This window comes from Lactobacillus gallinarum DSM 10532 = JCM 2011, from assembly GCF_001434975.1.
GTDB lineage: Bacteria > Bacillota > Bacilli > Lactobacillales > Lactobacillaceae > Lactobacillus > Lactobacillus gallinarum.
This window is the reverse complement of record NZ_AZEL01000056.1, coordinates 31,262-56,213: the sequence shown is the minus strand read 5'-3', so window position 1 is coordinate 56,213 and position 24,952 is coordinate 31,262. Positions and strand designations below refer to the sequence as shown.

27 protein-coding genes, 1 pseudogene and 1 other annotated feature are annotated in these 24,952 nt (G+C 36.6%); of the genes and pseudogenes, 14 read left to right on the top strand and 14 right to left on the bottom strand.

Annotated elements, in window-relative coordinates; all coding sequences use genetic code 11:
• Nucleotides 1-14 precede the first annotated feature (14 nt).
• A complete protein-coding gene (locus tag FC37_RS07945) occupies nt 15-758 on the bottom strand; it encodes a hypothetical protein (RefSeq protein WP_025005998.1) in 744 nt (247 codons plus the stop codon).
• On the opposite strand from FC37_RS07945, the gene FC37_RS07940 reads away from it, so the two are divergent.
• Entirely contained in the window at nt 729-1,424 is a 696-nt protein-coding gene (locus FC37_RS07940; RefSeq protein WP_025005997.1) for a M13-type metalloendopeptidase, read from the top strand. The genes FC37_RS07945 and FC37_RS07940 overlap by 30 nt on opposite strands.
• 57 nt (nt 1,425-1,481) lie before the next feature.
• Here FC37_RS07940 and FC37_RS07935 read toward each other — a convergent pair whose 3' ends face one another.
• From FC37_RS07935 to FC37_RS07925, 3 genes are all read right to left on the bottom strand, one after another.
• Nucleotides 1,482-1,700: a hypothetical protein gene (locus FC37_RS07935; RefSeq protein ID WP_025005996.1), complete on the bottom strand. Its 219-nt coding sequence runs from the start codon at nt 1,698-1,700 to the stop codon at nt 1,482-1,484.
• A 242-nt stretch (nt 1,701-1,942) separates the two neighbouring features.
• On the bottom strand, nt 1,943-2,173 hold the full coding sequence (locus FC37_RS07930; RefSeq protein ID WP_025005995.1) for a hypothetical protein: 231 nt from the start codon (nt 2,171-2,173) through the stop codon (nt 1,943-1,945).
• On the bottom strand, nt 2,170-3,075 hold the full coding sequence (locus FC37_RS07925; protein ID WP_236697308.1) for an Rgg family transcriptional regulator: 906 nt from the start codon (nt 3,073-3,075) through the stop codon (nt 2,170-2,172). Before FC37_RS07925 ends, FC37_RS07930 begins: the two co-directional genes overlap by 4 nt.
• A gap of 43 nt (nt 3,076-3,118) precedes the next feature.
• On the opposite strand from FC37_RS07925, the gene FC37_RS07920 reads away from it, so the two are divergent.
• Together FC37_RS07920 and FC37_RS07915 are read left to right on the top strand one after the other, a co-directional pair.
• On the top strand, nt 3,119-3,736 hold the full coding sequence (locus FC37_RS07920) for a DUF4097 family beta strand repeat-containing protein (RefSeq protein WP_025005993.1): 618 nt from the start codon (nt 3,119-3,121) through the stop codon (nt 3,734-3,736).
• Nucleotides 3,737-3,740: 4 nt separating this feature from the next.
• Nucleotides 3,741-5,309, top strand: coding sequence for an ATP-binding cassette domain-containing protein (locus tag FC37_RS07915; protein ID WP_025005992.1), 1,569 nt, complete (start codon nt 3,741-3,743; stop codon nt 5,307-5,309).
• A 39-nt stretch (nt 5,310-5,348) separates the two neighbouring features.
• Here FC37_RS07915 and FC37_RS07910 read toward each other — a convergent pair whose 3' ends face one another.
• The 6 genes from FC37_RS07910 to cbpB form a co-directional block, all read right to left on the bottom strand.
• Nucleotides 5,349-5,618 (bottom strand): Txe/YoeB family addiction module toxin, encoded by a 270-nt coding sequence (locus FC37_RS07910; protein ID WP_025005991.1) that lies wholly within the window; start codon nt 5,616-5,618, stop codon nt 5,349-5,351.
• Nucleotides 5,605-5,913: a type II toxin-antitoxin system Phd/YefM family antitoxin gene (locus FC37_RS07905; protein ID WP_003625002.1), complete on the bottom strand. Its 309-nt coding sequence runs from the start codon at nt 5,911-5,913 to the stop codon at nt 5,605-5,607. Before FC37_RS07905 ends, FC37_RS07910 begins: the two co-directional genes overlap by 14 nt.
• Before the next feature lie 130 nt (nt 5,914-6,043).
• Nucleotides 6,044-7,213 carry a cation:proton antiporter gene (locus tag FC37_RS07900; RefSeq protein WP_025005990.1) on the bottom strand — a complete coding sequence of 390 codons (1,170 nt, stop codon included), beginning with the start codon at nt 7,211-7,213 and terminating at the stop codon, nt 6,044-6,046.
• Nucleotides 7,214-7,252: 39 nt separating this feature from the next.
• Nucleotides 7,253-7,309, bottom strand: a sequence feature (sodium ion sensor (DUF1646 type); this cis-regulatory element may regulate processes involved in with the transportation of sodium ions).
• Nucleotides 7,310-7,382: 73 nt separating this feature from the next.
• Nucleotides 7,383-7,793: a hypothetical protein gene (locus tag FC37_RS07895; protein ID WP_156400667.1), complete on the bottom strand. Its 411-nt coding sequence runs from the start codon at nt 7,791-7,793 to the stop codon at nt 7,383-7,385.
• 184 nt (nt 7,794-7,977) lie between these two features.
• Complete coding sequence (locus FC37_RS07890) at nt 7,978-9,834, bottom strand: heavy metal translocating P-type ATPase (RefSeq protein WP_056945592.1); 1,857 nt, start codon at nt 9,832-9,834, stop codon at nt 7,978-7,980.
• Between the two features lie 133 nt (nt 9,835-9,967).
• Nucleotides 9,968-10,438 carry a cyclic-di-AMP-binding protein CbpB gene (gene cbpB / locus FC37_RS07885; RefSeq protein ID WP_025005988.1) on the bottom strand — a complete coding sequence of 157 codons (471 nt, stop codon included), beginning with the start codon at nt 10,436-10,438 and terminating at the stop codon, nt 9,968-9,970.
• Nucleotides 10,439-11,015: 577 nt separating this feature from the next.
• Here cbpB and FC37_RS07880 point away from each other — a divergent pair.
• The 10 genes and pseudogenes from FC37_RS07880 (at nt 11,016) to FC37_RS07835 (ending at nt 19,584) form a co-directional block, all read left to right on the top strand.
• Nucleotides 11,016-12,152 carry a YncE family protein gene (locus tag FC37_RS07880; protein WP_025005987.1) on the top strand — a complete coding sequence of 379 codons (1,137 nt, stop codon included), beginning with the start codon at nt 11,016-11,018 and terminating at the stop codon, nt 12,150-12,152.
• Nucleotides 12,153-12,170: 18 nt separating this feature from the next.
• Nucleotides 12,171-12,467 (top strand): hypothetical protein, encoded by a 297-nt coding sequence (locus FC37_RS07875; RefSeq protein WP_025005986.1) that lies wholly within the window; start codon nt 12,171-12,173, stop codon nt 12,465-12,467.
• A gap of 153 nt (nt 12,468-12,620) precedes the next feature.
• Nucleotides 12,621-12,773 carry a teichoic acid D-Ala incorporation-associated protein DltX gene (locus tag FC37_RS07870; RefSeq protein WP_025005985.1) on the top strand — a complete coding sequence of 51 codons (153 nt, stop codon included), beginning with the start codon at nt 12,621-12,623 and terminating at the stop codon, nt 12,771-12,773.
• 15 nt (nt 12,774-12,788) lie between these two features.
• Nucleotides 12,789-14,306, top strand: coding sequence for a D-alanine--poly(phosphoribitol) ligase subunit DltA (dltA, locus tag FC37_RS07865; RefSeq protein ID WP_025005984.1), 1,518 nt, complete (start codon nt 12,789-12,791; stop codon nt 14,304-14,306).
• Nucleotides 14,306-15,544 carry a D-alanyl-lipoteichoic acid biosynthesis protein DltB gene (dltB, locus tag FC37_RS07860; protein WP_025005983.1) on the top strand — a complete coding sequence of 413 codons (1,239 nt, stop codon included), beginning with the start codon at nt 14,306-14,308 and terminating at the stop codon, nt 15,542-15,544. Before dltA ends, dltB begins: the two co-directional genes overlap by 1 nt.
• A gap of 58 nt (nt 15,545-15,602) precedes the next feature.
• Entirely contained in the window at nt 15,603-15,842 is a 240-nt protein-coding gene (gene dltC, locus FC37_RS07855) for a D-alanine--poly(phosphoribitol) ligase subunit DltC (RefSeq protein WP_013438765.1), read from the top strand.
• Nucleotides 15,835-17,121, top strand: a complete 1,287-nt coding sequence (dltD, locus tag FC37_RS07850; RefSeq protein WP_025005982.1) for a D-alanyl-lipoteichoic acid biosynthesis protein DltD — start codon at nt 15,835-15,837, stop codon at nt 17,119-17,121. Before dltC ends, dltD begins: the two co-directional genes overlap by 8 nt.
• On the top strand, nt 17,121-18,065 hold the full coding sequence (locus tag FC37_RS07845) for a serine hydrolase domain-containing protein (protein ID WP_025005981.1): 945 nt from the start codon (nt 17,121-17,123) through the stop codon (nt 18,063-18,065). Before dltD ends, FC37_RS07845 begins: the two co-directional genes overlap by 1 nt.
• A gap of 167 nt (nt 18,066-18,232) precedes the next feature.
• Entirely contained in the window at nt 18,233-18,637 is a 405-nt protein-coding gene (locus tag FC37_RS07840) for a hypothetical protein (protein WP_025005980.1), read from the top strand.
• A 272-nt stretch (nt 18,638-18,909) separates the two neighbouring features.
• A pseudogene (locus tag FC37_RS07835) lies at nt 18,910-19,584 on the top strand (DUF975 family protein).
• Nucleotides 19,585-19,650: 66 nt separating this feature from the next.
• On the opposite strand, the gene FC37_RS07830 reads toward FC37_RS07835, so the two are convergent.
• Nucleotides 19,651-20,610, bottom strand: a complete 960-nt coding sequence (locus tag FC37_RS07830; protein WP_056945591.1) for a GH25 family lysozyme — start codon at nt 20,608-20,610, stop codon at nt 19,651-19,653.
• Nucleotides 20,611-20,883: 273 nt separating this feature from the next.
• Here FC37_RS07830 and FC37_RS07825 point away from each other — a divergent pair, with 273 nt between their 5' ends.
• Nucleotides 20,884-22,500 (top strand): putative polysaccharide biosynthesis protein, encoded by a 1,617-nt coding sequence (locus tag FC37_RS07825; protein ID WP_025005977.1) that lies wholly within the window; start codon nt 20,884-20,886, stop codon nt 22,498-22,500.
• A 39-nt stretch (nt 22,501-22,539) separates the two neighbouring features.
• Here the strand turns inward: FC37_RS07825 and FC37_RS07820 are convergent, their stop codons facing one another.
• The 3 genes from FC37_RS07820 to FC37_RS11045 are packed head-to-tail and all read right to left on the bottom strand — an operon-like array spanning nt 22,540 to nt 24,856.
• Nucleotides 22,540-22,776, bottom strand: coding sequence for a hypothetical protein (locus FC37_RS07820; RefSeq protein ID WP_025005976.1), 237 nt, complete (start codon nt 22,774-22,776; stop codon nt 22,540-22,542).
• Nucleotides 22,777-22,822: 46 nt separating this feature from the next.
• Entirely contained in the window at nt 22,823-23,566 is a 744-nt protein-coding gene (locus FC37_RS11050) for an ABC transporter permease (protein ID WP_478211974.1), read from the bottom strand.
• Nucleotides 23,567-23,605: 39 nt separating this feature from the next.
• Nucleotides 23,606-24,856 carry an ABC transporter permease gene (locus FC37_RS11045; protein ID WP_478211973.1) on the bottom strand — a complete coding sequence of 417 codons (1,251 nt, stop codon included), beginning with the start codon at nt 24,854-24,856 and terminating at the stop codon, nt 23,606-23,608.
• Between the last annotated feature and the right edge of the window lie 96 nt (nt 24,857-24,952).

Genomic DNA, 24,952 nt, shown 5'->3' with positions numbered 1-24,952 from the left:
ATTGCTAGTAAAATTTACTTCTTCATTGCAGCGGCTTGTGCTTCTTCTGGAGTGTTAGATGGGGTTAACTTAATACTATTTTCAACCAATTGAACATCACTTGTTTTGACGTATGCTCCCTTATCATAAATGGTTGTATTGGCACCTATTTCATATGATGCATATTGTATATAGTCTATTTCGTAGCCTTTAGTAAACGGTGAGAGGTGGTAAAATTCTTCTATTTTATTTTCACTTGGAATCCAAATGTAAACTAGCTTATCTACTTTCCACCACTCATAGTTCTTCTTCATTTTTGCATTCAATGATACACCATTACCATTGTACAGGTCGGCAGCTTTAGGGAATTTAACAAGTGAGTAGTTTTCTAAATCATAGTTATGAGCGGTTATCTTAGATGCCGGCGTAACTCCCATTGAATATAACCAATTATTGGTTCCCTTAATCCGATAAATTGCCTGATCTCCACCAAATTGTCCAATATAACTAGCTACTTTATCAGCACGACTGCCTTTTTCTAGATAATCAACAGTAAACTTCTCTCCTGGAGTCGCTGTTCTAACTTCAATTACTTTACCAGAATTATCAAAAGTAATAATTGGAGTACTGTAATTTGCATCTACAGTTACGGTAGTTTCTTCATTACTTGTTTTAGTATTATTAAAGTTAAAATCGGATATCCTACTAAGCTGCCAGAGGTCTACGATCAAATTACTCTCGGTAATAATTTGTACGATAGCATTCGTAAGATTAGACAAACTAAGCAAGCATTTAACATTACAAAATTGAACCAAAAATTTGATCGTCAACTTTGGGCTGAAGATATGCCTGCGATGATCATTAACGCTGGGTATGCACTTACTAATAATGACATTACTTTCCCTGCTGCCATTTTTCAAGCACCATTTTACAGTTCTGAGAATACCAGTAGTGAAAACTATGGTGGTATCGGTGCTGTAATTGCTCATGAAATTAGTCATGCTTTTGATCCGAATGGTTCTAAATTTGATGAAAAAGGTAATTTACGTGATTGGTGGTCAAAAGAAGATTTCGAAAAATTTGCTGAATTAGCACAAGCTGAAGTAAAGCTATTTGATGGAATCCAGATTGGAAGAACCAAAGTCAATGGTCATCAAACCGTGGGAGAAAATGTCGCAGATCTCGGTGGATTGACTGCTGCCGTTAAGGCATGTGCCGAAGAAAAAGGTAATTTGACCGAATTGTTTGAAAATTGGGCACGTATCTGGCGTAGAAAGATGAGACCTGAGGTTAGACAGACCTTGGCAGAACTTGATCCACATGCTCCTGGAGAGATGAGAGCTAACGTTGCGGCTCAATGTTTGGATGAATTTTATGAAGCATTCAATGTCAGTGAAAACGATGGTATGTGGCTAGATCCAGAGCAACGAGTAAGAATCTGGTAAAATTATTGAAATAATGTTTGACTCCATAGTAAAAGGCTCCAATTGGAGCCTTTTTAGTTATTCAATTTTGTCATTGATTAATTCAGATTTAGATATTTTCTTGAACTTATAAAGCTTCCATAACAGACAAACAATATCAATTACAATGTAGAATAATCCAATCTTAATGCCAGTTTGTAGCCATGACCAGGGAATTAAATTGATAAACTTAAGACCGATTAATAGAATTACACCACCGATGATACTGCCTAATAGATCTTCTTTAATTTTCTTCATCCTATCCCTCAATCATAAAGTATTTTTTAGAAGTATATAATGAGCCAAAATCTAACATTAGTTGCAACGCGTCTGATACAGACACGAGGCGTCTCCTTTCTATTAGGATGTTGGCATGAGTCAAAAATCACTCATAAGCACCATCTCCTTCAAGGATAGCCACCGCTTCAGCTTTTCTACAGATAAAATTATACTAAATCCAAATATACGTTCACAAGCGAACACGAAAAATCGTTCTCACGTTAGTGGGAACGATTTTCTTTTCCATAGCTCCAAATGCCAGGATGAAAACCACTAACTAATGGAATAAAGCCAATAATAGCAACAAATTGATCATGGATAGCAGGTAGGTGTGGATCTTGCATCCAGCCGTAAATTTTGACTGCCATGAAAATAATAGTTATGACCCAGGCAATAATTGAAATGATTGCGGAAATCTTTTTAGCTAAGCGTATTTTCTCTGTAGAATTCATTCATCGTCCTCCCAAATTTGTTTAACATCCTTGAAGGCTTCTAATAATTGTTGTGCATGTTGTGAGCAGTTTAATTGTATCAAATTATTGAATATTGCTAGAACGGGCTGTTCATCTCCAGTATGACAATAGTCGATGACCCGTTGTAAAAAGGTTAAGGAGAGATCAAAGAACATGAAATGAGGCGGAAGTTCAACCTTACGCAATTCATCTAATAGCTGTTGTGCATAGTCTAGTTTCTTTTTAAAGATAAAAGCAATAACAGTGTCCGAGAGACCGCCCATAAAGGTTGTGAGATTATCCCTCAAATCGTTCACTTGGTCAAAGTTATGAACGATTCGCATAGCGATCTTGAAACCAATTTCGGAATTCAACAAGAAAGGTGAATTGGCAAACAAGATAATATTATATTTTGACCAAACTGTTGTGTGCAGTAAGTAAGAACGAATTCTTTGAATATCAGCAGTGGTCAAGTAATTCTTCCCCTCAATTAAAAGCAGTTGGTTACAGACTAGCATAATATTCTTTAATTCAAGGATGTTTTTGCTAGCGTGATATTTAGCTAAATGAGCCTGCACGTATTTACGTAATACGGGAACGTCTTCATCCTTGATTGCCGCAATTATTTCATCAGGCAGTTCAAATTCCGCTTCGATATTTGCACGTTCGGTGAATTCATCTAGCGTAATGTTAATGCGCTTAAGTAACGCAATTGCCGTACTGAATTCTACTTCTACCTGGTTGTTTTCCCAGCGAGAAAGTTTAGAAATTGAACAAATTCCGTGGCACGCCTCAGTTTGCGTGATTTCTTGTTCTTTGCGTAAATCTTTATAAACTGAACCATATTTAAACATGTCATACCTCGATTTGCAGATCTGCAAATTCCTTACATTTTCATTCATTATCCTGCGATACTAAGAACAATTCAAGTAGCGAGGGATAGAAATGAAAATGTTAATTTTGGCTATTGTAATTATGTTAGTTATCTTAGGAATTTTAAAGGTGCAGGATATGAATAAAGCTAGTTCAGAACAAGTAGTACAAAAAGTTTTAACCAACCGCAAATTTAATCAAGTAAAAGTTGATACCAGTAATGCCAATATTAAAGTCAAACAAGGCAATCATTACCGTGTTCTTTTTGAGGGAAGACATAAGTTGCTTCCAAAATTTGAAGTCAAGAATAAGCAATTAATTGTTGAAGATAAAGATGGTATTAAGGTAGTTAATAGAAATCTCTTTGACTTATTCAAAAAACATTCTGTAGTAACGCAAATTACGATTGAACTGCCAGATGAAAAGTTGAAAAATATTGAAATCGATGATTCTAACGGTAGCGTTACGGTTCAAGGCATTGCTGTTAGTCAAGGTGAAATTGATCTTTCAAATGGTAATATTATGGTCGGTCATAGTACAGCCGACGGTTATGATCTGGATACGTCGAATGGACACGTTGAGATAAATGGTTCAAATAAAGGCGACTCTTACAGCAAAAATGACAAGGCGCGAAGAGTATTAAGTATTGATAATTCAAATGGTGACATAACGGTAAGTTACGGGGGATAGAAATATGATTTACAAATACTCTTCACATTCTAAATTCATCAGCATGATTATCTTCGGCTTAATTGCCAGTATGCAACAGATTATCGTGGCTTATATGGTGCAGGCATTGACTAATATTGCTACGCAAAGAAGCTTTAATGACTTACCGCAAATTTTGCTAATTGCTGTTAGCGGCTTATTGATTACCTTTTTAGCTTCACTTATTTTCAATCGCTTAAAAACAGGTGCGATTCAGGAAGCAAATACTACTTTACGGCTTGGCATCTTAAAAGGGATGCTTAAACAATCTAGTGATGAAAATACTACTAGCTTAGCTTATCTAACTACAGATTTTAAGCTCTTAGAAACTAATCGCTTTGATGCAGAAATTGAAATTATGATGCAAGCGTACATGATTATTTTTGCATTAGGCTATGCATTGTCGGTTAACTGGTTAGTAACCTTGCTTTTTCTAATAGGTTCATGCTTACCGATGATTGTATCCAGCCTTTTTCAAAAGAAAATTCAAACTGCTTCCGAAAATTGGACCAACGCCAATGATAAGTATGTTAGTCATATCAAGAATTTTTTAGCTGGTAGTTCAACATTCAAGTTGTATGGCAAGCAAGATAATGCTGTTAAGAAGAGTAGGGTATTTGTTAACCAATTAGAAGCAGCACTGTGCAAGATGAATTTACTGAACTTGGACACAGTTTCATGGGTCAGCTTGATTGCTAACTTGTTTACCTTTACAGTGCCATTCTTAGTAGGGATTTACATGGTAGTTAATGGACAAACTACATTGGGTGCATTATTTGCAATTGTGCAGTTGTCGAATTCTTTTGTTAATCCAATTTTGACAATTTTAGAAGGTCGCAATAAGTTATCAACTACTAAAAAGATTGTTGCTAAAGCTGAAAAGTATATTGCCGAAGGCAAGAAAACTGAAGACGTTTCTGAAAATGATTTTAGTGAATTGGAAGTGGATGATTTAACTTTAATTAGAAAAGATCAGGAGTTGGCTAGACGTCTTAATTTAAAGATTAAGGCTGAACAAAAAGTAGCAGTTATTGGGCCATCGGGTACCGGGAAATCAACGCTTTTGCAATATTTAATAACAGGAGAATTCGGTCAGGCTAAAGATATTATTTTGAATAATAGCCAAGCTAAGGCTGGAGAATTTGCTAATATCTTTTCATACGCTAGTCAAAGTCCAGTGATTTTTGCAGATACCTTGTGGTTTAATTTGACACTAGGCGCAGATATTTCCCGGGAAATGGTAATGGAAGTCTGCACCAAGTTGGGACTAGACACCATCGTGAAAGAGAAGGGATGGGATTATTCTTTAGGGGATAATGCGGATCAATTATCAGGCGGGCAGCTGGCAAGAATTGAATTAGCTCGGGCCATTTTAATGAAGCGGCCAGTGTTGCTACTTGATGAAATTAATGCATCCCTTGATAAAAAGACCTCAGATCAGATTCATGATTACTTGTTAGAGTCTGATTTGACCTTTGTGGAAGTAATTCACCATTATGAACCAGAAGAGTTACAGAGATATGATCAAGTAATCGATTTAGAACAGTTTGTTTAAGAATATGAAAAAATCCCCGACGTTTTTGTCGAGGATTTTCTATTTAGAATAGTGATATTTTAGTTGCCATATTTGAAGTTCTGTTGCCGTAACTGAATAAACCATACGATCTTTGTGATTAATTTGTCGAGACCATGCACCGCTTAAATTTGCCTTTAAAGTTTCGGGTTTTCCTTTTCCAGTGAATGGATGGCGTTGACAATCTTTAATGAGGCTATCAATTTTCTTGGAAGTTTTTTTATCTTCTTTCTTCCACTCTAGATATTCATCCCAGGCATTATAGTTAAAATTTACGTTAAGCTTCATCATCTTTAGTTAGAGCCTCGAATTCTTCTGGAGTTAAGATTTTGTTTCGGGTGTCTTTATTTTCAAACGATTCTTTAGCTTCCGCTAATGCATCACGATTTGCCTTAGTCCCTAGAAGATATGAGGTCTCTTGCCATGAATCATATTCTTTTTGTGAAATAATTACGACGTTTTTGTCTTTAGGACGAGCAACGATAACTGTAGTATCATAGTCATTAATGTCATCAGCAATTTTTTTAAAGTTATTACGTAAGTCACGAGCAGTAACTGCTTTAATATTATTTGGTGTTTGTAACATGTTCCATCATCTCCTAACAGTATTATATTATGTAGGCTAAATTGTGTCTACGTTTTATAATTAAAAAATCTAGTATTCGTTCATAAGCGAACATGAAAAAATCCCCGACGTTTTTGTCGAGGATTTTCTTTTACATAAATTCTTTACTATCTTTTTGTTTCTTAATGAAATAATTCAAAATAAATGGTGAAAGTACCGTTGTAACGATGATTACCAAAATCAAGCTTGAGTAAATATCTTCAGGGAAGAGGTGATGGGTAATCCCGATCTGTGCCACGATTAAGGCAACTTCACCACGAGAAATCATACCGGCACCTACAATGTTACCCTCATTCTTAGTAAAGCCGAAGACTTCACTTGAGTATTTACCAGCCCAGAATTTAGATAAGAGAGCTAAGATTGTCATTACGATAATGAACCAAATATCCTTGAAGAAGCTCTCAAAGGTCATTGAAAGACCTATGTCGGCAAAGAATACCGGAATAAAGATCGCATAACCGATTGCGGAAACTGAAGAGTGAACTTCTTTATATTGTGGCGTCTGTCTAATAGCCAAGCCACCAAAGAATGCACCTACAACGGCAGATAATCCAACAAAGTCGGCAGCCCAAGCCATAGTTAAAGCTAAGACAAGCGAACCGATAACTACAGAGTAGTCAACATCGATTTTTTCGGAAGCCTTCATAAAGTATGGGGCAACGAACTTAAAGATGACCCAAACAACTACAAAGTAGACAATTTCAATCAAAATATTGATAAAGAAGTTGTTAGTTAAACCGCTCTTACCGCCTTCGTGACTGAAAGTAGTGAACAAACTTAAAACAACAACGGCTAAGATATCATCAACTACAGCCGCACCTAAAATTGCCGTACCAGCACGGGTATGGAGTTGTCGTGCTTCTTGCAATACTACAACCGAAATTGAAACACTGGTTGCCGCAAAGACAATTCCGATAAAGAGTGCCTCAAGTGGCTTCATACCGAAGAAGTAGCTGGCAATTCCCATGAAGACAACTGGTAAGATAACCCCGACACTAGCGACGGTGAAACTTAATTTGAAGTATTTCTTTAGTAAATCGAGGTCACTTTCCAGGCCTGCTAAGAACATTAACAGGATAACCCCGAATTCTGAGAATAGACTGACAATATCGTTTGGCGTTACCCAATTTAGGATAGCTGGTCCAAGTAAGATTCCTGACAATAATTGTCCGATAACTGCAGGCATATTAAAGCGAGCAAAGAGCTGACCTAATAAGACTGTAGTTAATAGGATTAAGATTAATTCCCCTAAAAAATGCATGTATTCCCTTTCTATAAAAAAGCAAAAAGCCTTCAAGGTGCCTCTTGACCCAAAGAAGCAAATCTTGAAAGCTTTTATTCTGATAAAAACCCAACCACTAAATGAAATATTCAGTTGAGTTTAATTTTAATATTTTCCTAAACTAGATGCAAATTAGGTTGCAATTAAATCAATCTTCGCGATAACTTTTTTCTTTGCCAAACGGTTCTTCTTTAATATAAACTGTCCATTTTTCGTTTGATTTTAGGGCACTGATTGAATATTTATAAGGCGTTTCTAGATCATCATGTTTGCCTATCTTATATCCAACTTTGTTGAAGAGTTGTCTATTCTTATTCAATGTTTTTTGATTAGAAAATGAACTTTTATATTCATAAATGTGAAAGAATTTTATTCGAGCTTTTACGGGCTCAAGACTAATTGCATTATAGCCATGTTTGTCTACAGCTTGTTGCATTTTACTGTATGCAATATTTTCTTGATGATTAACGTATAACTCGTAACTAGAATTAAGTACACAGAAAAGAATAGGTGGGACGATGAGTATTAAAAGTATTATTGATATTATTTTAGTTTTCATCTTCAGATATGGTACTCCTTGGTGATGTTTAGAAATTATGCTAAGAGAATTACTTATAATGATGTGGTCTCTTTCTTTAAGATTATAATATGATACCTTTAGAGTTAAACAATTTAACAAAATAAAAAGCTCTAGAATCATCTCGATTCTAGAGCTTTTTATTTTGTTAATATCTAATTTTTACTTACTCTTCCAAACCAAATTGCTTATTGCTTGGCTTAGTCTTAGCAAGAAGTCCCGAACTGATAGTGATCATGTCGACAACTTCCTGTAAGATAGCACCCCAAAAGGCAGGAATGACACCGGTGAAGGCGATCAATTCGATGATGATAACCACACCAATAGCAGTTAAAACATCGATGTTGGCAACCTTCATTGTATGTTTAGAAATAGCAACCGCATCATTAACCTTAGATAAATCGTTAACCATGATAACGGCATCGGCACTTTCACTGGCAGCTGTTGCGCCTTTAGCACCCATAGCGATACCGACATCAGCGGCAGTTAAACTTGGAGCATCGTTAACACCGTCACCAGTCATAACGACAGGACGCAAGTCTTTTGGTACTTCCTTGATAGCCTTAATCTTTTCAGCTGGTAAAAGATCGGCACGAATATCAGTAATGCCAGCTTTTTTACCAACCTTTTCAGCAACTTGCTTGTGGTCACCAGTAAGCATCATGATGTCTTCTGCACCTTGGCGCTTCAACTTCGCAATTGTATCAGCCGTTTCTGGACGAATTTCATCCATCATAGTAATGTAACCGGCAAACTTGCCATCGACTGAAACGAAGACAGCAGTTGAAGTTATGTCAATCTTTTCATGATTAGGATCTACGAAGCTTAATTTACCCACCTTAACATGCTTGCCATTGACGTCACCTTCAACACCTTGAGCGGTAGTTTCCTTTAAGTTGGTAACTGGCTTGATTAACTTGCTGTCAGTAGCCTTAACCAAAGAACTGGCAATAACGTGGCTAGATTGTTGTTCAACACTAGCAGCTAAGCTTTGTAATTCTTCTTTTGAAAGAGCATCGCCTTCAGGGATGATATGGTCAACCACCAATTGATTTTCAGTTAAAGTACCAGTCTTATCAAAGGCAAAAGTCTTAGCACGAGCTAACTTTTCAAGAGTTGGACCTGACTTAACAATAATGTGGTGAGCTGACATTGAACTCATACCACTGACTAAAGCAACAGGAGCTGCGATCAAAAGTGGACATGGAGAAGCAACAACCATAACTTCTGCAAATCTTGTAGCATCCCCAGACACTGCCCATGCAACACCACCAATAATCAATGAGATGATGGTAAATGGAACGGCGTAACGGTCGGCCATCTTAACGAACTTAGCTGGTTGAGCTTGTGATGACTTAACCAAAGCGACAATTGACTGATATTCTGAGTCCTTAGCAGCCTTAGTAACCTTCATCTGGACGGCAGCATCACCGTTAACGGAACCAGACATCAAGTCATCGCCTGGCTTTTTAGCAACAGGAACAGATTCACCGGTCAATGATGATTGGTCAAAGTTTGATTCACCTTTAACAATTTCACCATCAACTGGAACTTGTTGACCTGGTTTAATTAAAACAATGTTACCGATTTTCAAATCATCAACATTGACTTCGGTAATCTTGCCGTTGATTAACTTGTTGGCGATTCTAGGAGTATTGTTCAAAAGGGAACGCAATTCCTTGCTGGCTTGACCTGTAGCGTAGTCCTCCAGAGTTTCACCACCAGTAGACATTACCAAGATCATCCATTCAGCCCAATAATTGTTGATTAAAATAGTAGAAACAATCGCAATTACGGCTAAAATATCGACACCGTAACGGCCGGATTTCCAGTCATTGAATATTTCCATTAACAAAAGAACGGAAATCCAAATACCCAAAATGTCGATGATAATTGCTTGGGGATTCATTTGCAATTTAAGAATTGGCGTTACAAATAGAGTAGAAGCATGTAAACCAAATTCAAAAATTAAACTTATTACCCCGGCAATTAAAACGACAATAAATTTCCATTGACGTTTCATATGTATAGCCTCCAAAAAAGTAAATATATCACTCTACTCAAAACATTCTAACATTCTTTTACCATAATAATACGTAAATAGAATTCTATTTTTCTTCATTAAAAAAGGCAGCCCATAATAGACTGCCCGTGGGTTATTTTATTTTGATTGATTTGTAGTGCTTATCATATGTATGGGTAACATAGTTAAAGGCTTTGATCCACTCACGTCTAGTAAGTAATCCTTGGAAAACGCCGCGGTCATCGACGACCGGTAAAAAGGCGTTGTTAATCAATAAATGAAGCTGCGCCTCTAGCGTAGTTTCGACAAAATTTATTTTATCGAACTTGGTTTGCATGACATCTTTAACCTTTAATTGATCTAAAGGTGCGGTAGAAATTTCCTCATTCGTTAGCATCTTGTCTGTAATCATCGCTAAACTAAGCAGACCAACCACTTTTTTATCTTTATCTAAAACTGGAATTTTAGAATATTTAACTTTAGTAAGGATTAAAAAGGCATGATATAAAGGATTGTCATCTTGAACAAAGGCAATCCGACTAGCTGGAATTAAAAACGAACCTGATTTTTCTTGAATTAAATGTTTAATCGATGGTGAAAACATATTTGCGCCTCTTTTCTATCTTAAGTATACAGGAAAAAAGGAAAAGGTCCGCAAGATTTTGCGGACCTTATTAGTTTCATCTACTTTGGAGGAGTAAGAATGAATGAAATAAAAAAGTGGGAGTATGTAACAAGTTTCTACCGCCTTGTTACATTTTTTATAATACAGGCTAAATGTGAATTAAAAATGTTCAAATTCTTATGAAAAGGTAAAGATTTGCTTGTGAAGTATTTAAGAAATTGATTTTGGACATAAGAAAAGCCCACGCAACGCACGTGAGCCGAAAGGGATAGATATGAAATTGACTAATTGGAGTAAGTCAATTCTTTTTATTTTCATTATTTACTTGGAGGAGTATGAATGAAAAACAAAAAAGTTGAGTTGTAATAAGAAAGATTGTTTTCTTCCTCACTACATTAAGTAGTATAACCTTAAATTGTGAAAAAAGTGTGACGAAATAAACTTTATTTTCGAAAAATCTATATTTTTAATGAAAATTCGTGGCAGATTAGTAAAAGTATAATGAATGTGGCTATAATGTTAGGCATGTCAAAAAGGTAAAGAAAGGAACAGTTCGGTGAAAAAATTTGGAAAGTTTGTTTTGCAATTGATAATAACTGTTCTCATCTTAGTAGGTGTCGGAACAGGCGGCTATTTTGGCTATCAATGGTTGCAGAAACAAGAGATGCTGCGAGAGCGTCCTAAAGTAGTAAAAGCTAATGATGGAACAAATACGAGTGCAGCTTGGCATAATTTCAAAAACTATCAAAAAGCTTTACGTGAAAACTATCCTTTTATTAATAAAGTATCTACTTATGTTCCGCCGAGGACATGGGACGGAAAAGATTTTATTATTCCAGGACTGATTTCAACTAAGGCCTACAATTTTAAAACTAAAAAATACGATGTAGCAACTGCAATGACGCCTCAAGGAATCGCGGTAGCGAGCCAGTACATTTTAATTACTGCCTATGACGGGGATCATGTTCATGCTTCCGTTATCTATGTTTTAGATAAAAAGACGGGTAAATATATTAAGACAATTCAAGTCCCAGGTAGGCCGCATTTAGGCGGTATTGCATATGATCCCGTTGCTAAAAATATTTGGATTACAGGTTCATTAGGTAAGTCCTCAGCTTTAGCCGCATTTTCATTAAAAGAAATGAAAGAATATAAGCCAGGAAGCAGAATTCCAATTAAATATGATCACCAGATTGCAATTCCAGCAGTTGAAAAAGCATCTGCAGTTACCTATTATGACAGTCAATTATTTGTTGGATTCTTCAATATGTATGGACGCGGCAAAGTTGCGGCATATCGAATTGCTCGTAGCGGCAAAAACAAAGGTTCGATTACTAATAATGAAGTGAAATCTGTTACGGGTACGCTGCAGTGGTCAGATCCAACTGGCGAAACTAGCATGGATAAGCAGATTCAAGGGATTGCAATTTATCAAAATAAGATCTTCTTGAGTCAGTCATACGGTAGCGGTAGTTCTAATCTGTACGTTTTCCCAACTTCTGCCTTAAATGCATTAGATGAAAAGAATGCGGAGTTAGAACTAGAAATGCCGCCATATTTGGAGCAGATTACAGCTTATAAAGGGCAACTACTTTGTCTATTTGAATCCGCGTCGCAGCAATATGCTAAGCCGAATGTTGTAGTAATGGATCGGATTTTATCCATCAATATTAATGCGTTGTTTGGCAATTAGGATGAAAGGAAACAAGCGATGAATCTCAATTACCGTCAAAAGGAAATCTTTTGGTTGCGTTTTGCGGGCTGGTTTTGCCTGCTGCCTGCAACAACGTATCTGTATTTGTATCAAAATCTACACTCATGGTTTTGTTTAGGTGAATTAATCATTATCGTATTGTTTGCAGCGTATATTTTGGCCACGGCAAAAAGCGATCGTTGGACTGATCCTAAAAATATGATGCGACTATTGATCTTTGCTTTAATTTTTGTTGCGGTAATTATAGCCATTCCGCTGTACTTCGCATACCGCAATTGCAAAAAAATACAATAATAAAACGCTTTCCGTATATTTTATGCAGCCTTAATTTAAGAAAAAGTTTAAATTTGTTAAAATGTATAGCGATGATGTGCTGATTGTTGCTATTTGTAGTAATATAAGACAAAGTAATAAAATGTTACAAAAATATTACTTGAGGGAGAAACAATGGATAAGAAGTCGAAAATTGATTCTCGAGGCAAACGCGTCGGTATGTTTGTCTTGAAAACGATTGTTTATTTTGGAATCCTGATGGCCCTTATTTATTTGTATGAATATAGTGGACTTACTTCAGTTCATTTCATTTATAACGAATTTTAAGGTAGGTGTTGTCACATGATTCAAGATGTTATTAAGAGAATAGATGAGATAGCTGAACAAGAACCAGATCGTGTTGTTTACGACTATCTTGGTAAAACCAATACATATGGCGAACTTAAGCAGCGTTCCAATGCGTGGGCACACAAGATTGCTGCGATGGATATTCCAGATCATGCTCCAATCATGATCTGGGGTGGTCAAACTTTTGAAATGGTTGCTAGTTTCCTTGGCTGTGTTAAGTCAGGGCACGCATATATTCCAATTGCTAGTTACTCAAACGCTGAACGTTTGACCATGATTCAAGATGTTTCAAAATCACCATTGGTTTTGGAAATTGACCCATTGCCAGACGTTAACTTAGACAACGTTAAGGTACTTAAGGCTAGTGAAGTTGAAGATGGCGACTTCACTGTTGACGAAAGCAAATTTGTTGAAGGCGATGAAAACTACTACATCATCTTCACTTCAGGTACTACTGGTAAGCCTAAGGGTGTACAAATCAGTCACGATAACTTACTCAGCTTTGTAAACTGGGAGTTATCAGACTTTAATTTGCCAGAACACCCAAGTTTCTTGGCCCAAGCTCCATACTCATTCGACTTGTCAGTAATGAGTCTTTACCCTGCACTTGTTTCAGCAGGTAAGCTTGTTGTATTGCCACACGATGTAACGCAAAACTTTGGTCAATTGTTCCAAACTTTGCCAAAGATGCAATTTAATGTTTGGGTATCAACCCCATCATTTGCACAAATGTGTTTCTTGGATAAGACTTTTGATTCTGAACATCATCCAGACCTTAGTCACTTCTTATTCTGTGGTGAAGAATTACCACACAGCGAAGCAGACATGCTTAAGAAGAGATTCCCAGAAAGCCATATCTTCAACACTTACGGTCCAACCGAAACAACTGTTGCCGTAACGCAAGTTGAAATTACTGACGACATTCTTAAGAAGTATGACCGTTTACCAATCGGTAAGGTTAAGGAAGACACCAAGATCACTATTGATACTTCAAAGGGTGATAAGCCTGGCGAAGGTGAAATTATCATTAGCGGTCCTAGCGTTTCAAAGGGTTACATGAACAACCCTGAAAAAACTGAAGCTGCCTTCTTCCAAAAGGATGACGACAAGTACTGTAGCTACCGCAGTGGGGATGCTGGATTCTTTGATGACGGCGACATGCTCTTCTATCGCGGTAGAATTGACTTCCAAATCAAGTTCAATGGTTACAGAATCGAACTTGAAGAAATCAACTTCTACTTAACTAAGAATAAATACGTTCGTTATGGCGTTGCGGCACCTAAATACAATAAGGACCACACTGTTAAGCAAATCGTTGCAGAAATCGAATTAAAGGAAGGCGTAGCGCGTCAGCACTCAGAAGCTGCTTTAACTAAGGAAATTCGTGAAGATTTAGCTAAGAACGTTATGCCTTACATGATTCCACAACGTTTTGTTTACCAAGATAAATTGCCAATTTCTCAAAATGGCAAGGTAGATATCAAAGCGGTTATTAAGGAGGTTAATAAGTAGTGAATTTTAATTTCATTAACTTACAACCTTATTCAAATCCGCAATATTTCATTTATTTGATGATTGCTTTAATCCCAATCATTTTGGGGTTATACTTCGGTCATCGTTTCAAGACATATGAAGCAATTTTCTCAATTGTTTTCTTATTCTTGATTTTTGATGGTAGTCACTGGCAACAAGGGGTTAACTTATTAATCTGGCTGGTTTATGAGTTTATTTTGACCTTTGCTTATCAGTATTATCGTCATCACGGTAAAAATAAGACTTGGGTATTTAGCTTAGCAGTAATTCTGGCAATTATTCCATTAGCTGCAGTTAAATATTTAACTGCTTTTCCTGATAATTCCATCGGCTTTGTAATTGGGTTCTTAGGTATTTCATATGTAACCTTTAAGACCGTTCAAGTTATTATGGAAATGCGTGATGGTGCGATTAAGAAGGTAGATCCTGTAACTTATGCAAGATTCTTGCTCTTCTTCCCAACCATTTCATCAGGTCCTATTGATCGTTACCGTAGATTTAAGAAGGATTATGAAAAGGTTCCTACAAGGGATGCATATATTACTGATTTGCAATATGCAGTAAGATATTTATTCCAAGGCTTTTTATATAAGTTTGTTATTGGTTGGTTCTTTGGTACTTATTGGTTACCAAAGATCACTGCCTCTGCATTAGTAGTCGGCAATGCAAATGGTGGTTTGAAGCTTTCATGGTGGGTACTTGCTTACATGTATTGTTACAGCATGTACTTGTTCTTTGACTTTGCAGGTTATTCATTATTTGCCGTATCAATTTCATACTTCATGGGTATTCATACCCCAATGAACTTCAATAAGCCATTTATTTCTAAGAACATTAAAGATTTCTGGAATCGTTGGCATATGACTTTGTCATTCTGGTTCCGTGACTACATCTATATGCGATTCTCTTTCTTTGCAATGAAGAAAAAATTGTTTAAGAATCGAATTAGATTGTCACAAGTTTCTTACTTCCTGTTGTTCTTAATCCAGGGTTTCTGGCACGGCTTAACGTGGTATTATATTGTTTATGGTATCTTCCACGCTTCAGCTATTTGTATCAACGATATGTGGCTTAGATTTAAGGGAAAGCATAAGAAGCAAATTCCATCTAACAAGTTTACTGAATGGTTCGCCATTTTCTTAACCTTTAACGTAGTTTGCTTCAGTTTCTTGATTTTCTCAGGATTTCTTAGTCAACTATGGTTCGGTTGGAAATAAGCTTATATAATATGGAATGATATTAATTAAGTATTTGTGTTGAATAGAGGTATTAATTATGGACACTAAACAAGGCGTATTAGACATTTTAAACGATTTAACTGGTGAAGATTTATCAGATCAAATGGATGAAAACATCTTTGACAATGGTTTGATGGACTCAATGGCAAGTGTACAAATGCTTTTGAGCTTACAAGAAAAGTTTGATATTGATGTTCCCGTTTCAGAATTCAAGCGTGCTGAATGGGATACTCCAAATAAGATTGTTGCAAAGGTGGAAAGCTTAGAAAATGAGTAATAAACGCCGGCTGTGGCAAATTTTTGGCCCAGTTATTTGCGCTTTTATCCTTTTATTAGTTGTATTCCTTATTCCCTGGGAAAGAACTTTTTCTAAGCAAACAATCTATGAAGCTGCTGCTTCACAAAATACTACTGTCTTTAAGGGCAGTACAATGAAGCAAGAAGCTTTTGATGACGGCTATGTACCTTTCTATGGTTCAAGTGAATTATCAAGATTTGATCCATTGCACCCTAGTGTAATTGCGGAAAAGTATCATAGAAATTACCGTCCATTCTTGCTTGGTGGTCCAGGTAGTCAATCTTTGGCTCAGTTTTTAGGGATGCAAGGCACAGCTAAGCAACTTAAGAATAAAAAGGCTGTTGTGATTATTTCACCACAATGGTTTACCAAAAAGGGTCAAGATCCTAATGCCTTTGCTTTGTATTATTCACCACTTCAAGCATGTAATTTCTTGTTAAGTGCTAAGAATAATAAGACTGATCGTTACGCTGCTAAGCGTTTGCTTGAAATGCCAGACGTTAAGGGCGAAATTAAGAATAGTCTTCAGCAAATTGCGGAAGGTAAGAAACTAACCACTTTCCAAAAGTTTTACTTAAACAATCGTCGTAGAATGCTCAGTAATGAAGATAACTTCTTCAGTGCATTCCAATTGCGCGATCGTGTAAATAAGATTCAAAAGAAAGCTAAAGTTTTACCAAGTGCATACTCTGTTAAGGCTTTGAATAAGGTCGCTGCAGAACAAGCTGCAATGCATACTAATTCAAATAACTTAGGAATTGACAATACTTTCTATAGAACTCGTTTGCCTAAGAAGGTATTGAAGCGTTTGAAGGGTAGTCAACGTAATTTCGACTATGTTCACTCAGTTGAATATGGTGACTTCCAATTAATGCTGGAACAATTTGCTAAGCAACATACTAATGTATTGTTCATTATTCCTCCAATTAACGGAAAATGGATGAAGTACACTGGTTTATCAGAAAAGATGTACCAGGAATCTGTTGCTAAGATTGAACACCAACTTGTTAACCAAGGTTTTGAAAATGTAGTAGATCTTTCAAAACGTGGTAATGAAAAGTACTTCATGGAAGATACTATTCACTTAGGTTGGAAAGGATGGGTTGCAGTTGATCAAGCTGTTAAGCCATTCATGGAATTACCAAATAGACGTTACAACTACTACATGTCTAACTACTACTACTCCAAGAAGTGGCAGAATAAAGACGATGTTAAGAGCGTCGATTTGACTAATAAGAACAGTTTAAAAGCAAAGTAGTGCGCCAGGCTATTGATCGTTTAGGCATTAAAGGATCTGTCTTGGTAACAAGCAACAGAAAACCTTTACTTGAGTACGCTACAAATAATAGTACTGACACTAGTTATTTGATTAATTCAGTGCAAAAATCAATGACTGCTGCGATGGTCATGCGTGAGGTACAAAAGGGAAGGCTGAGTTTAGATGATCCACTTTCTAAGTTTTACCCTAACGTAGATGGTGCAGATAATGTCAAGATTAGCAACTTATTAACCATGACTTCTGGATTAGATCTAGAAACTGATCAACAATTGGGGACACCGGAATTTATTTCAGATGAAGCCAATATTGCTCACGATGCAAAATACACTGTGTTTGATGGTAGAAAGTTAGGCAAGTGGCATTATACAGCTGTAAACTACATTTACCTTTGTGGTATCTTGTCTAAGCTTGAACATAAGTCTTATGAAAAGCTATTCCGTGAGACTTACATCAAGCCGCTTAAGTTAAAGCAAACCGAATTTTTATGGTCAAGCATGACTAAGTTGAAATCTGCAGGCTGGGTTCCAGGCTACGAAAGAAGTTCTGGTCAATTCGTGAGAGTTGATCATGATCAGGCTGTGAAGGATGCACATAATGAATTAGGTGCAGGCTCTATTGTGATGTCTAATGCTGATTTAGCAAAAACGATTGAGTATATCCTACATGGTAAATTACTGACTAAAGAAAGCAGAAAAGTGCTTTTCAAGGGTAAGGCACCGTCATACTACAATGGTGGTTTTTATAACTTGAAGAAGTACAAGGCAGCTAATGGTGCTGGTGAAGGTTATTACACCTTCTTGCGTACTACCAAAGGTGCTAAGGACATGATTATTATTCAGGATAATCACACTACTCATGGCGAATTTGGTAAGATTAAAAAGAAAGTAAACCGCATTATGTCGATAATGCTGCACTTTAATTAAAGAGAAAGGACGAGGCGTTGAGCCTCGTCTTTTTTGCGTATGTAAGTGAATTTGTTTAATATATAGCTAATACTATTTTAAATTATAAATATATAGAATAAAAAACAGCTTATGGTCTATAATTTAAGTGAATCATAAAAGCGATTTAATTGGAAAGCGCGAATATTATGGCAACTTTAGTTACATATGGTGTATTTGTTTTTATTGCAATAATGGGTATTGTTCAAATTTTAATTAGTAATTCTGTTATGAAGCAAACTGCTGGTAATAAAGGATATAATGCTGCCAACGTTGGACGCAATAGTAGAAGAATCGGTTATGCTTTAATTATCATAGGCATTGGGCTAATCATCTTATGGTCTGCTGGCAATGCCAATAATGGTGCTATCTATAAGTGGACTGCAATTGTTGCAGGAATTTTTGTAACAATTATCGGAATTTATAACGCTTGGCAAATTCACAAATCTATTAATGCTGAGCATCCCCTCAAAGAAGGTAAAAACGCAGGTCATCTTGCAATAGCAGTATTACAAATTATCTTTGGTATTATCGCAATTATTTGTGGATTATAACTATCAAAATAACAATCTGTATCAATCCGTGTCATTTTGCTTGTTTTTTATATTTTTGAATGCTAGAATTTTCATGTACCGCCGCTAGTAGTAGTCATTTTCTCCGGTAGCGAAAATGTTATCTTCTATATGTGGTCAGAGACGGCGGTCAACACTGTGTGAGCCTAGTTCCGTGTTGGTGGAATTAGGCTTTTTTTGATGCCATTTTTTATCGACTATAATCTACGTTTAGGCGACACTAATTATGTAACTGATATAGAAAGAGTGGGAAAATGGCTGTTACAAGAAAAGAATTAAAAGACAATGCCAAGCAATCCTTACTTGGAAATTGGGGCTGGGCAATAATTGTCTTCTTGATTACCGCAATTATCTTTGGCATTTTTACTGGCGCTGGTCACTGGTTAGATGAAACTTACATAAATTATGACGGAACCAATATTTTTTACCAATTTGCTAGTCCAATTGGATCAATTCTCCTTTGGATCGGTAGTTTCATTGGTTTGAGTAGAAACATTGCATTTCTAGAATTAAGAGACGATCAAAAAGAAGAAAAACCATATATGGCTGCATTTTCAGTCTTTACTGAGAATCGCTTTGGTCCAGAATTGATTAATTTCGTGCTGGTTTCTATTTTTACATTCTTATGGACTTGACTTTTGATTATCCCAGGTATTATCAAGGCTTATTCTTATTCCATGACACCGTATATCGTGAAGGACATGGTAGCCAGCGGTAAGCAAGTCAGTGCAACTTACGGAATTAATGCCAGCAAAGAGCTCATGAAGGGCCACAAGATGGCTTTGTTTATCTTTGACTTAAGTTTCCTAGGCTGGAACATTTTGGCCGCCATAACCTGCGGAATTGGCTATTTATGGGTTACTCCATATTACCAAACTGCTAAAGCAAACTTTTACCGTCACATTGCAGGCGATAAGTTCTTAAAGTAAAAAAAGCAAAATAAAATGCATCAGGTAAGTTTTTACCTAGTGCATTTTTTGATAGCTAATTATTTTTTAGTAAAGGTTAGCAGCCTTGATGTATTTGTTTTTGCCAATCTTGTAGTACTTTTTACCATGAATGGTCTTCTTACCGTGAACAGTAACAGAATGGTTCTTCTTCAAGGCCTTGTGCTTCTTACGCTTGCCGTTCTTATCGTAAACATAAGCGTTGTGCTTCAATACACGAGCCTTACCGGTATTCTTCTTAGGAGCTTGAGAAACTGCATTACCTGATGATGAAAGTGGCAAAACGTTGATGTTACCGTCTACGTTAAGGCCACGCCAGTTATCAGTAAATTGCCAAATTGAAACACCGTTCATTGATGGGAAGTAGTTAAAGTTAGGATTGTCGATACGACCTGAAATAGCGTATGAAGCAACCCATAAACTGTTAGGAAATGCATTAACTACTTTGTTAGTGTTAATGTTGTTTCTCAATACAGATGAACTAGCGTAAAGAAGTGGCTTGTAACCAGCATCCTTAACTTTCTTCATGAAAGCAATAATTGCGTTAGCAGTAGGGTTCTTACCCATGTTGATGTTGTTACCATCGCCTGATTCATAATCACAAGCAAGGTATGAACCTGGGTTAAGACCTACAGCCTTGGCTGATGCAATAGCATAATTTGCTTCACGCTTAGCAGCTGAAGTGCTTGCACTGAAAGTAGCGAAGTGGTAGCCCATTGGCATCATGTTTTGACGACGTGCGCTAGCAACTTGACCACTAGCCTTAGGGTTTCTGTAGCCTGTACCTTCACTAACCTTAACTACAGCAAACTTAGCGCCAGATCTAGCGTGAGCAGACAAGTCAGCACTTTGGTAACTAGCAACGTCAATCCCAAGTGAACGTGCAGCTACGGAAGTAGTTGAAGCTTGCACAGTTTGTGGAGCTTGAGCCTTTACTGCAGCGATACCTATAGTTGAAAAAATAGCAACGCATGCTAATTTAGTAATAAATCTCTTCTTAAAAAACAACGTAAATCCCCCATGATTTTTTTATTAATAGAATTATAAATAATCAGTAACTTTCACATAGAAACATTTCAATCATAATGATTATTCTGAGGCGGGTCAAGCCTCCTAACGATAAATTAAACTATAGGTAATAATATGGTAACTAATGTAACCAATTTGTATTATTTCTCGACTAAATTTCTCTAAAAAGAAGCCCCTTTGTTCCCAAAAATGAAAAAATCCACGTATAATTAATGAGGCACAATGAGATAACGTAGATTTGAGGTTTTACTGTTGAATAAAAAGATCCTATCGGGTTCGTTTTGGCTATCGTTTGGTAGTATCGTATCGAGAATTCTAGGAGTTGTATATTTAATTCCTTGGTTGATTATGTTGGGGAGCTATCACAACCAATTGAATGCGCAAGCTCTGTTTAATTCTTCGTACACGCCTTATGCATTATTTTTATCTGTCGGAACCGCGGGACTTCCTTCAGTTATTGCCCGGGAAGTATCACAATTAAATTCGCAAAATAGATATAAAGATAGTTTGTATATTACCAAGCTGGGACTCATTATCATGTTAGTAATGGGGCTAGCCTGCGGAATTTTGCTATATGTAACTGCACCAATCATTGCTAAAAACAGTCCGGTTGATTCTGTAGCTAGTGCAACGATTTCAATTCGTGTTTTAGTTCCAGCCGTAATTATTTTGCCATCAATGAGTATGGTAAGAGGATGGTTCCAAGGAAATAATGATATGAAGCCATACGGAATTTCCCAATTATGGGAACAATTTGCGCGAATTCTCTTTATTTTGTTGGCAACTCTTTTAGTTATTGAGGTTTTTCATCATAATTACGTAATCGCAGTTTATTTTAGCGTTTTCGGTGCTTGTGTTGGCGCTATTGCTAGTTATTTGTACCTCTTTGCGTATTTACGCAAGCAGTGGGGTCATTATAAGCAGCTTCTTGAAAATAGCGAAGAGCGTGCTTTAAACAACGTAACACGAAGCTTGCTTAATCTGTGGTATGCTTCTATACCTTTTGTTTTATTAGGTTCTTTTATTACCGTTACTCAATTAGTAGATCAATTATTGTTCAAGCAGGTATTAATTAATTTTAATCATCTCAGCAGCACTTACGTTAGCTACATTTATACGATTTTTTCAGCTAATCCTAGTAAGATTACTACGGTAATTATTTCTTTAGCGACGGCTGTATCTGAAACAAGTTTGCCATTATTAGCCGGACTTAAGTTTAAGAGTAAGGATCGACAAGAAAGCATTAAAAAATTATTGTTAGAAAACTACCGTTTACTTTTATTTGTATTATTACCAGTAGTAGCATTAGGTGCATTTGCGGCATCACCAATTTATACGGTGCTGTTTTCTCATGATAGTCTCGGCGCATATTATCTAGTTGAAAATATTGTCCAGAGTTTGTTAGCTGGACTAGTAATGAATTCGTTGACTCTACTGCTTGCTTTGAATATGAATAAACTAGCCGTGATTTACATGGTTTGGGGCGTTGTGTTTAAAGTGATTTTGCAAGTCCCAATGACTATGTTTATGAATGCGGACGGTGCAATTTTATCTACGGACATTTCATTTTTGATTGTAATTTGGCTTAGCTATCATAAACTTAACAAGACCTATGGCATTCGTCTTACTAGCTTATTGCCAATTGTGGTTACTAATGAGATTTATATAGTTATCTTGTTTATTTATCAATTGCTGATAGGAAATCACTTTAATCATTTAGGACGAGTGGGGAGTTTTATTTACTTAGCAATTTTTGGTTTAATCTTTTTAGGATTATACGTATTAATTTCGAACTTAATGGGTATTTCCCAAGAAATTTTTGGTAAAAAAATCGGCTATCGTTATTACCGTTATAAACATTATCATTAAAAAAGGCAGCAGGTTTTCCTGCCGCCTTTTTTAGTAGTTTTAATAGTTACGATTGATGTCGCCCATGCTGGAACGCATTGCTTCATCAACGTATCTTGACGTTTCAACATCAGCTTCTTTCAAAGCCTCTTGAACGTCTTTATAGCTCATTTGGTTAACGAGATAGAATCTCAATGCTGTATTAACTAAGTCATTAAAGTCAGTATCGTTAATTTCGTTATATTTGTCGATTAATTTAGCAATATCGCTATTTAATTCAAAGTGTTTTCTTGGCATAATTGTTCCCACCCTTTTCTATAAAGGCATTATAGCATAATGCTTGCTAATAAATTGATGATAAAGCATCTAGCATATTGATCTTTTTAATCTTGTGGTGAACTACAACTGCTAAGGCAGCAGTAATGATTTCTGGAATCAATGCGGAGAATACAAAGTTAAATGGATACATATTTGGATCAAACATTGCGGCATCTGGCGGCAAGCTGGTGATAATGAAGTGGTGCAGCCACCAACCGAAACCAAAGCCAACAATAATTCCTAATGCAGAGAGAATAATAGTCTCCCGATAGATATACATGGTAGCTTCATTGTCATAAAATCCCAACACCTTGATAGTAGCCAGCTCCCGAATTCTTTCTGCAACGTTGATGTTGGTCAAATTGTAGATAACGACAATGGCGAGAATCCCTGAAATCAAAATCAAGATAAAGATAACTTCGTTCAGACTACCGGTGTAGCTGCCTAATATTTTTCTATTCGAAGAATTGGAAATCACTGTTTCAATTGCGGCCGTTTTGACTAACTTCCTGCTAATACGATTAACTTCTTGCAGCTCATGCCTTCTCATAGTAACGAGATAGGCATTCGCAGCGTATTTTTGACCAGTAGCGCGGGCGTATTCTTTTTGATTCATAAAGACGTAATGCCCCAAATACATTTCACAAATTCCTTTAACTTTAAAGCGGTAAGTTTTTCCAGCGCTGTTTTTTAGAGAAATACTTGAGCCTTTCCTGGCGTTTAACAAGGTAGCTAATTTTTCAGAAATAATTACGCCATCGTCAGGCAAAGTGAGTTTCTTTTTACTTTGCCTTTCTCTTAAATTGATTTATTTCCTAAAATTAGCGGCTGATTCTGGTGTAATCATCATGATGTTTTCAGTTGAACCGCTTTGATTAAGATGCTTGGTTAATTGCTGATACTGCACGGCATTTGTTTGTGTAATATCTTTTTCTTTAAAAATGCTATCTAATTCATGCTGCTCTTTTTTAGTAACATGTTTGCTCTTTAAAGCAATGATGTCATTTTTTTGGACAGCGGAATATTGAATATTGCCAATTCCCTGAAGAGAATCACGAATGCCGAATCCCATACCTAGCAAGCCTGTACAACCTGCTACGCCAAAAATGGTCATTAACATTCTACTCTTGTAGCGGAAGATGTTTCGTGCAGTAACTTTGGCAGAAAAACTCATGTGTTTCCATAACCAGGGGATGTGTTCCAGTAAAATACGAGAACCATTTTTAGGTGGTTTAGGTAAAAGCAATGCTGCTGGCTTTTCTTTTAGAGTTTGATAAAGCGTCAACATAGAAACAGCAGTAGTAGCAAGTAGTGCGATAATTAACGAAATAAGCAATGGCCACCAAGCAAAGTTAAGCTGGTAATCACTTCCCAATGTGGAACTAGCTAGGTAAGCCTTGATAATCATGTTAGGCAAGAAAGTATAACCTAAGCTAGCACCTAAGATCACGCCTAAAATTGCCGCAGAAGTGCTGTAAAGCAAGAACTTGAACGCAATGCTAGCGTTGCTATAACCGAGTGCCTTAAATGTTCCAATATTAGTACGTTCTTCTTCTACGAAGCGCATCATGGTAGTCAAACTGACCAATGCAGCAACGGCAAACAAAAAGACAGGGAAGACGTTGGCTAAAACTTCGACTCGCTCAGAATCAGCACGATAGGATGAATACCCTTGGCTTTCCTCACGACTGTTAATGGTATAGCTAGGATAATCGATTTGGATTTTATTTTTAGGTACCTCAATTTGCTCAGGCGTAATAGGGATGCCTTTTTTGATTAATTGCTCAGCGGCCTTCTTTTGATATTGTTTTTGATATAGCTGAACGTATTTATCGTATTTGTCTTGTCTATTCTTGTTTAAAGCCTTCTGCAATTTGTTTTGATCATGGTAAACGCGATTGCGATAAGTGACACTAAATGGGCTCAGATTAGCGATGTTTTTAAAAGTTACACGTGAAACTTGATACACAGGTGAAGCGAACGCATTATGCGTTGTTACAGCGAATCCAATTAGTCGACCATTGCCGATATTGGTCTGACCGAATTGTGTTTTATCCAAAAATTCGCTTGATTTAACAAAGCCGACAATTTTATATGTTTTATTCTTTAGGATTCCCGGTTTGACGAAACTGATTTTTTCTCCGATGTGATACTT

What these genes read in the sequence shown, in the direction of transcription:
- FC37_RS07920 (WP_025005993.1), top strand. Translation starts at nt 3,119, where the DNA reads ATGAAAATGTTAATTTTGGCTATTGTAATTATGTTAGTTATCTTAGGA.
- FC37_RS07895 (WP_156400667.1), bottom strand. Translation starts at nt 7,793, where the DNA reads ATGAAAACTAAAATAATATCAATAATACTTTTAATACTCATCGTCCCA.
- FC37_RS07915 (WP_025005992.1), top strand. Translation starts at nt 3,741, where the DNA reads ATGATTTACAAATACTCTTCACATTCTAAATTCATCAGCATGATTATC.
- FC37_RS07840 (WP_025005980.1), top strand. Translation starts at nt 18,233, where the DNA reads ATGGCAACTTTAGTTACATATGGTGTATTTGTTTTTATTGCAATAATG.
- FC37_RS07910 (WP_025005991.1), bottom strand. Translation starts at nt 5,618, where the DNA reads ATGATGAAGCTTAACGTAAATTTTAACTATAATGCCTGGGATGAATAT.
- FC37_RS07890 (WP_056945592.1), bottom strand. Translation starts at nt 9,834, where the DNA reads ATGAAACGTCAATGGAAATTTATTGTCGTTTTAATTGCCGGGGTAATA.
- FC37_RS07875 (WP_025005986.1), top strand. Translation starts at nt 12,171, where the DNA reads ATGAATCTCAATTACCGTCAAAAGGAAATCTTTTGGTTGCGTTTTGCG.
- FC37_RS07905 (WP_003625002.1), bottom strand. Translation starts at nt 5,913, where the DNA reads ATGTTACAAACACCAAATAATATTAAAGCAGTTACTGCTCGTGACTTA.
- cbpB (WP_025005988.1), bottom strand. Translation starts at nt 10,438, where the DNA reads ATGTTTTCACCATCGATTAAACATTTAATTCAAGAAAAATCAGGTTCG.
- dltA (WP_025005984.1), top strand. Translation starts at nt 12,789, where the DNA reads ATGATTCAAGATGTTATTAAGAGAATAGATGAGATAGCTGAACAAGAA.
- FC37_RS07900 (WP_025005990.1), bottom strand. Translation starts at nt 7,213, where the DNA reads ATGCATTTTTTAGGGGAATTAATCTTAATCCTATTAACTACAGTCTTA.
- FC37_RS07870 (WP_025005985.1), top strand. Translation starts at nt 12,621, where the DNA reads ATGGATAAGAAGTCGAAAATTGATTCTCGAGGCAAACGCGTCGGTATG.
- dltD (WP_025005982.1), top strand. Translation starts at nt 15,835, where the DNA reads ATGAGTAATAAACGCCGGCTGTGGCAAATTTTTGGCCCAGTTATTTGC.
- FC37_RS07935 (WP_025005996.1), bottom strand. Translation starts at nt 1,700, where the DNA reads ATGAAGAAAATTAAAGAAGATCTATTAGGCAGTATCATCGGTGGTGTA.
- FC37_RS07925 (WP_236697308.1), bottom strand. Translation starts at nt 3,075, where the DNA reads ATGAATGAAAATGTAAGGAATTTGCAGATCTGCAAATCGAGGTATGAC.
- FC37_RS07930 (WP_025005995.1), bottom strand. Translation starts at nt 2,173, where the DNA reads ATGAATTCTACAGAGAAAATACGCTTAGCTAAAAAGATTTCCGCAATC.
- FC37_RS07820 (WP_025005976.1), bottom strand. Translation starts at nt 22,776, where the DNA reads ATGCCAAGAAAACACTTTGAATTAAATAGCGATATTGCTAAATTAATC.
- dltC (WP_013438765.1), top strand. Translation starts at nt 15,603, where the DNA reads ATGGACACTAAACAAGGCGTATTAGACATTTTAAACGATTTAACTGGT.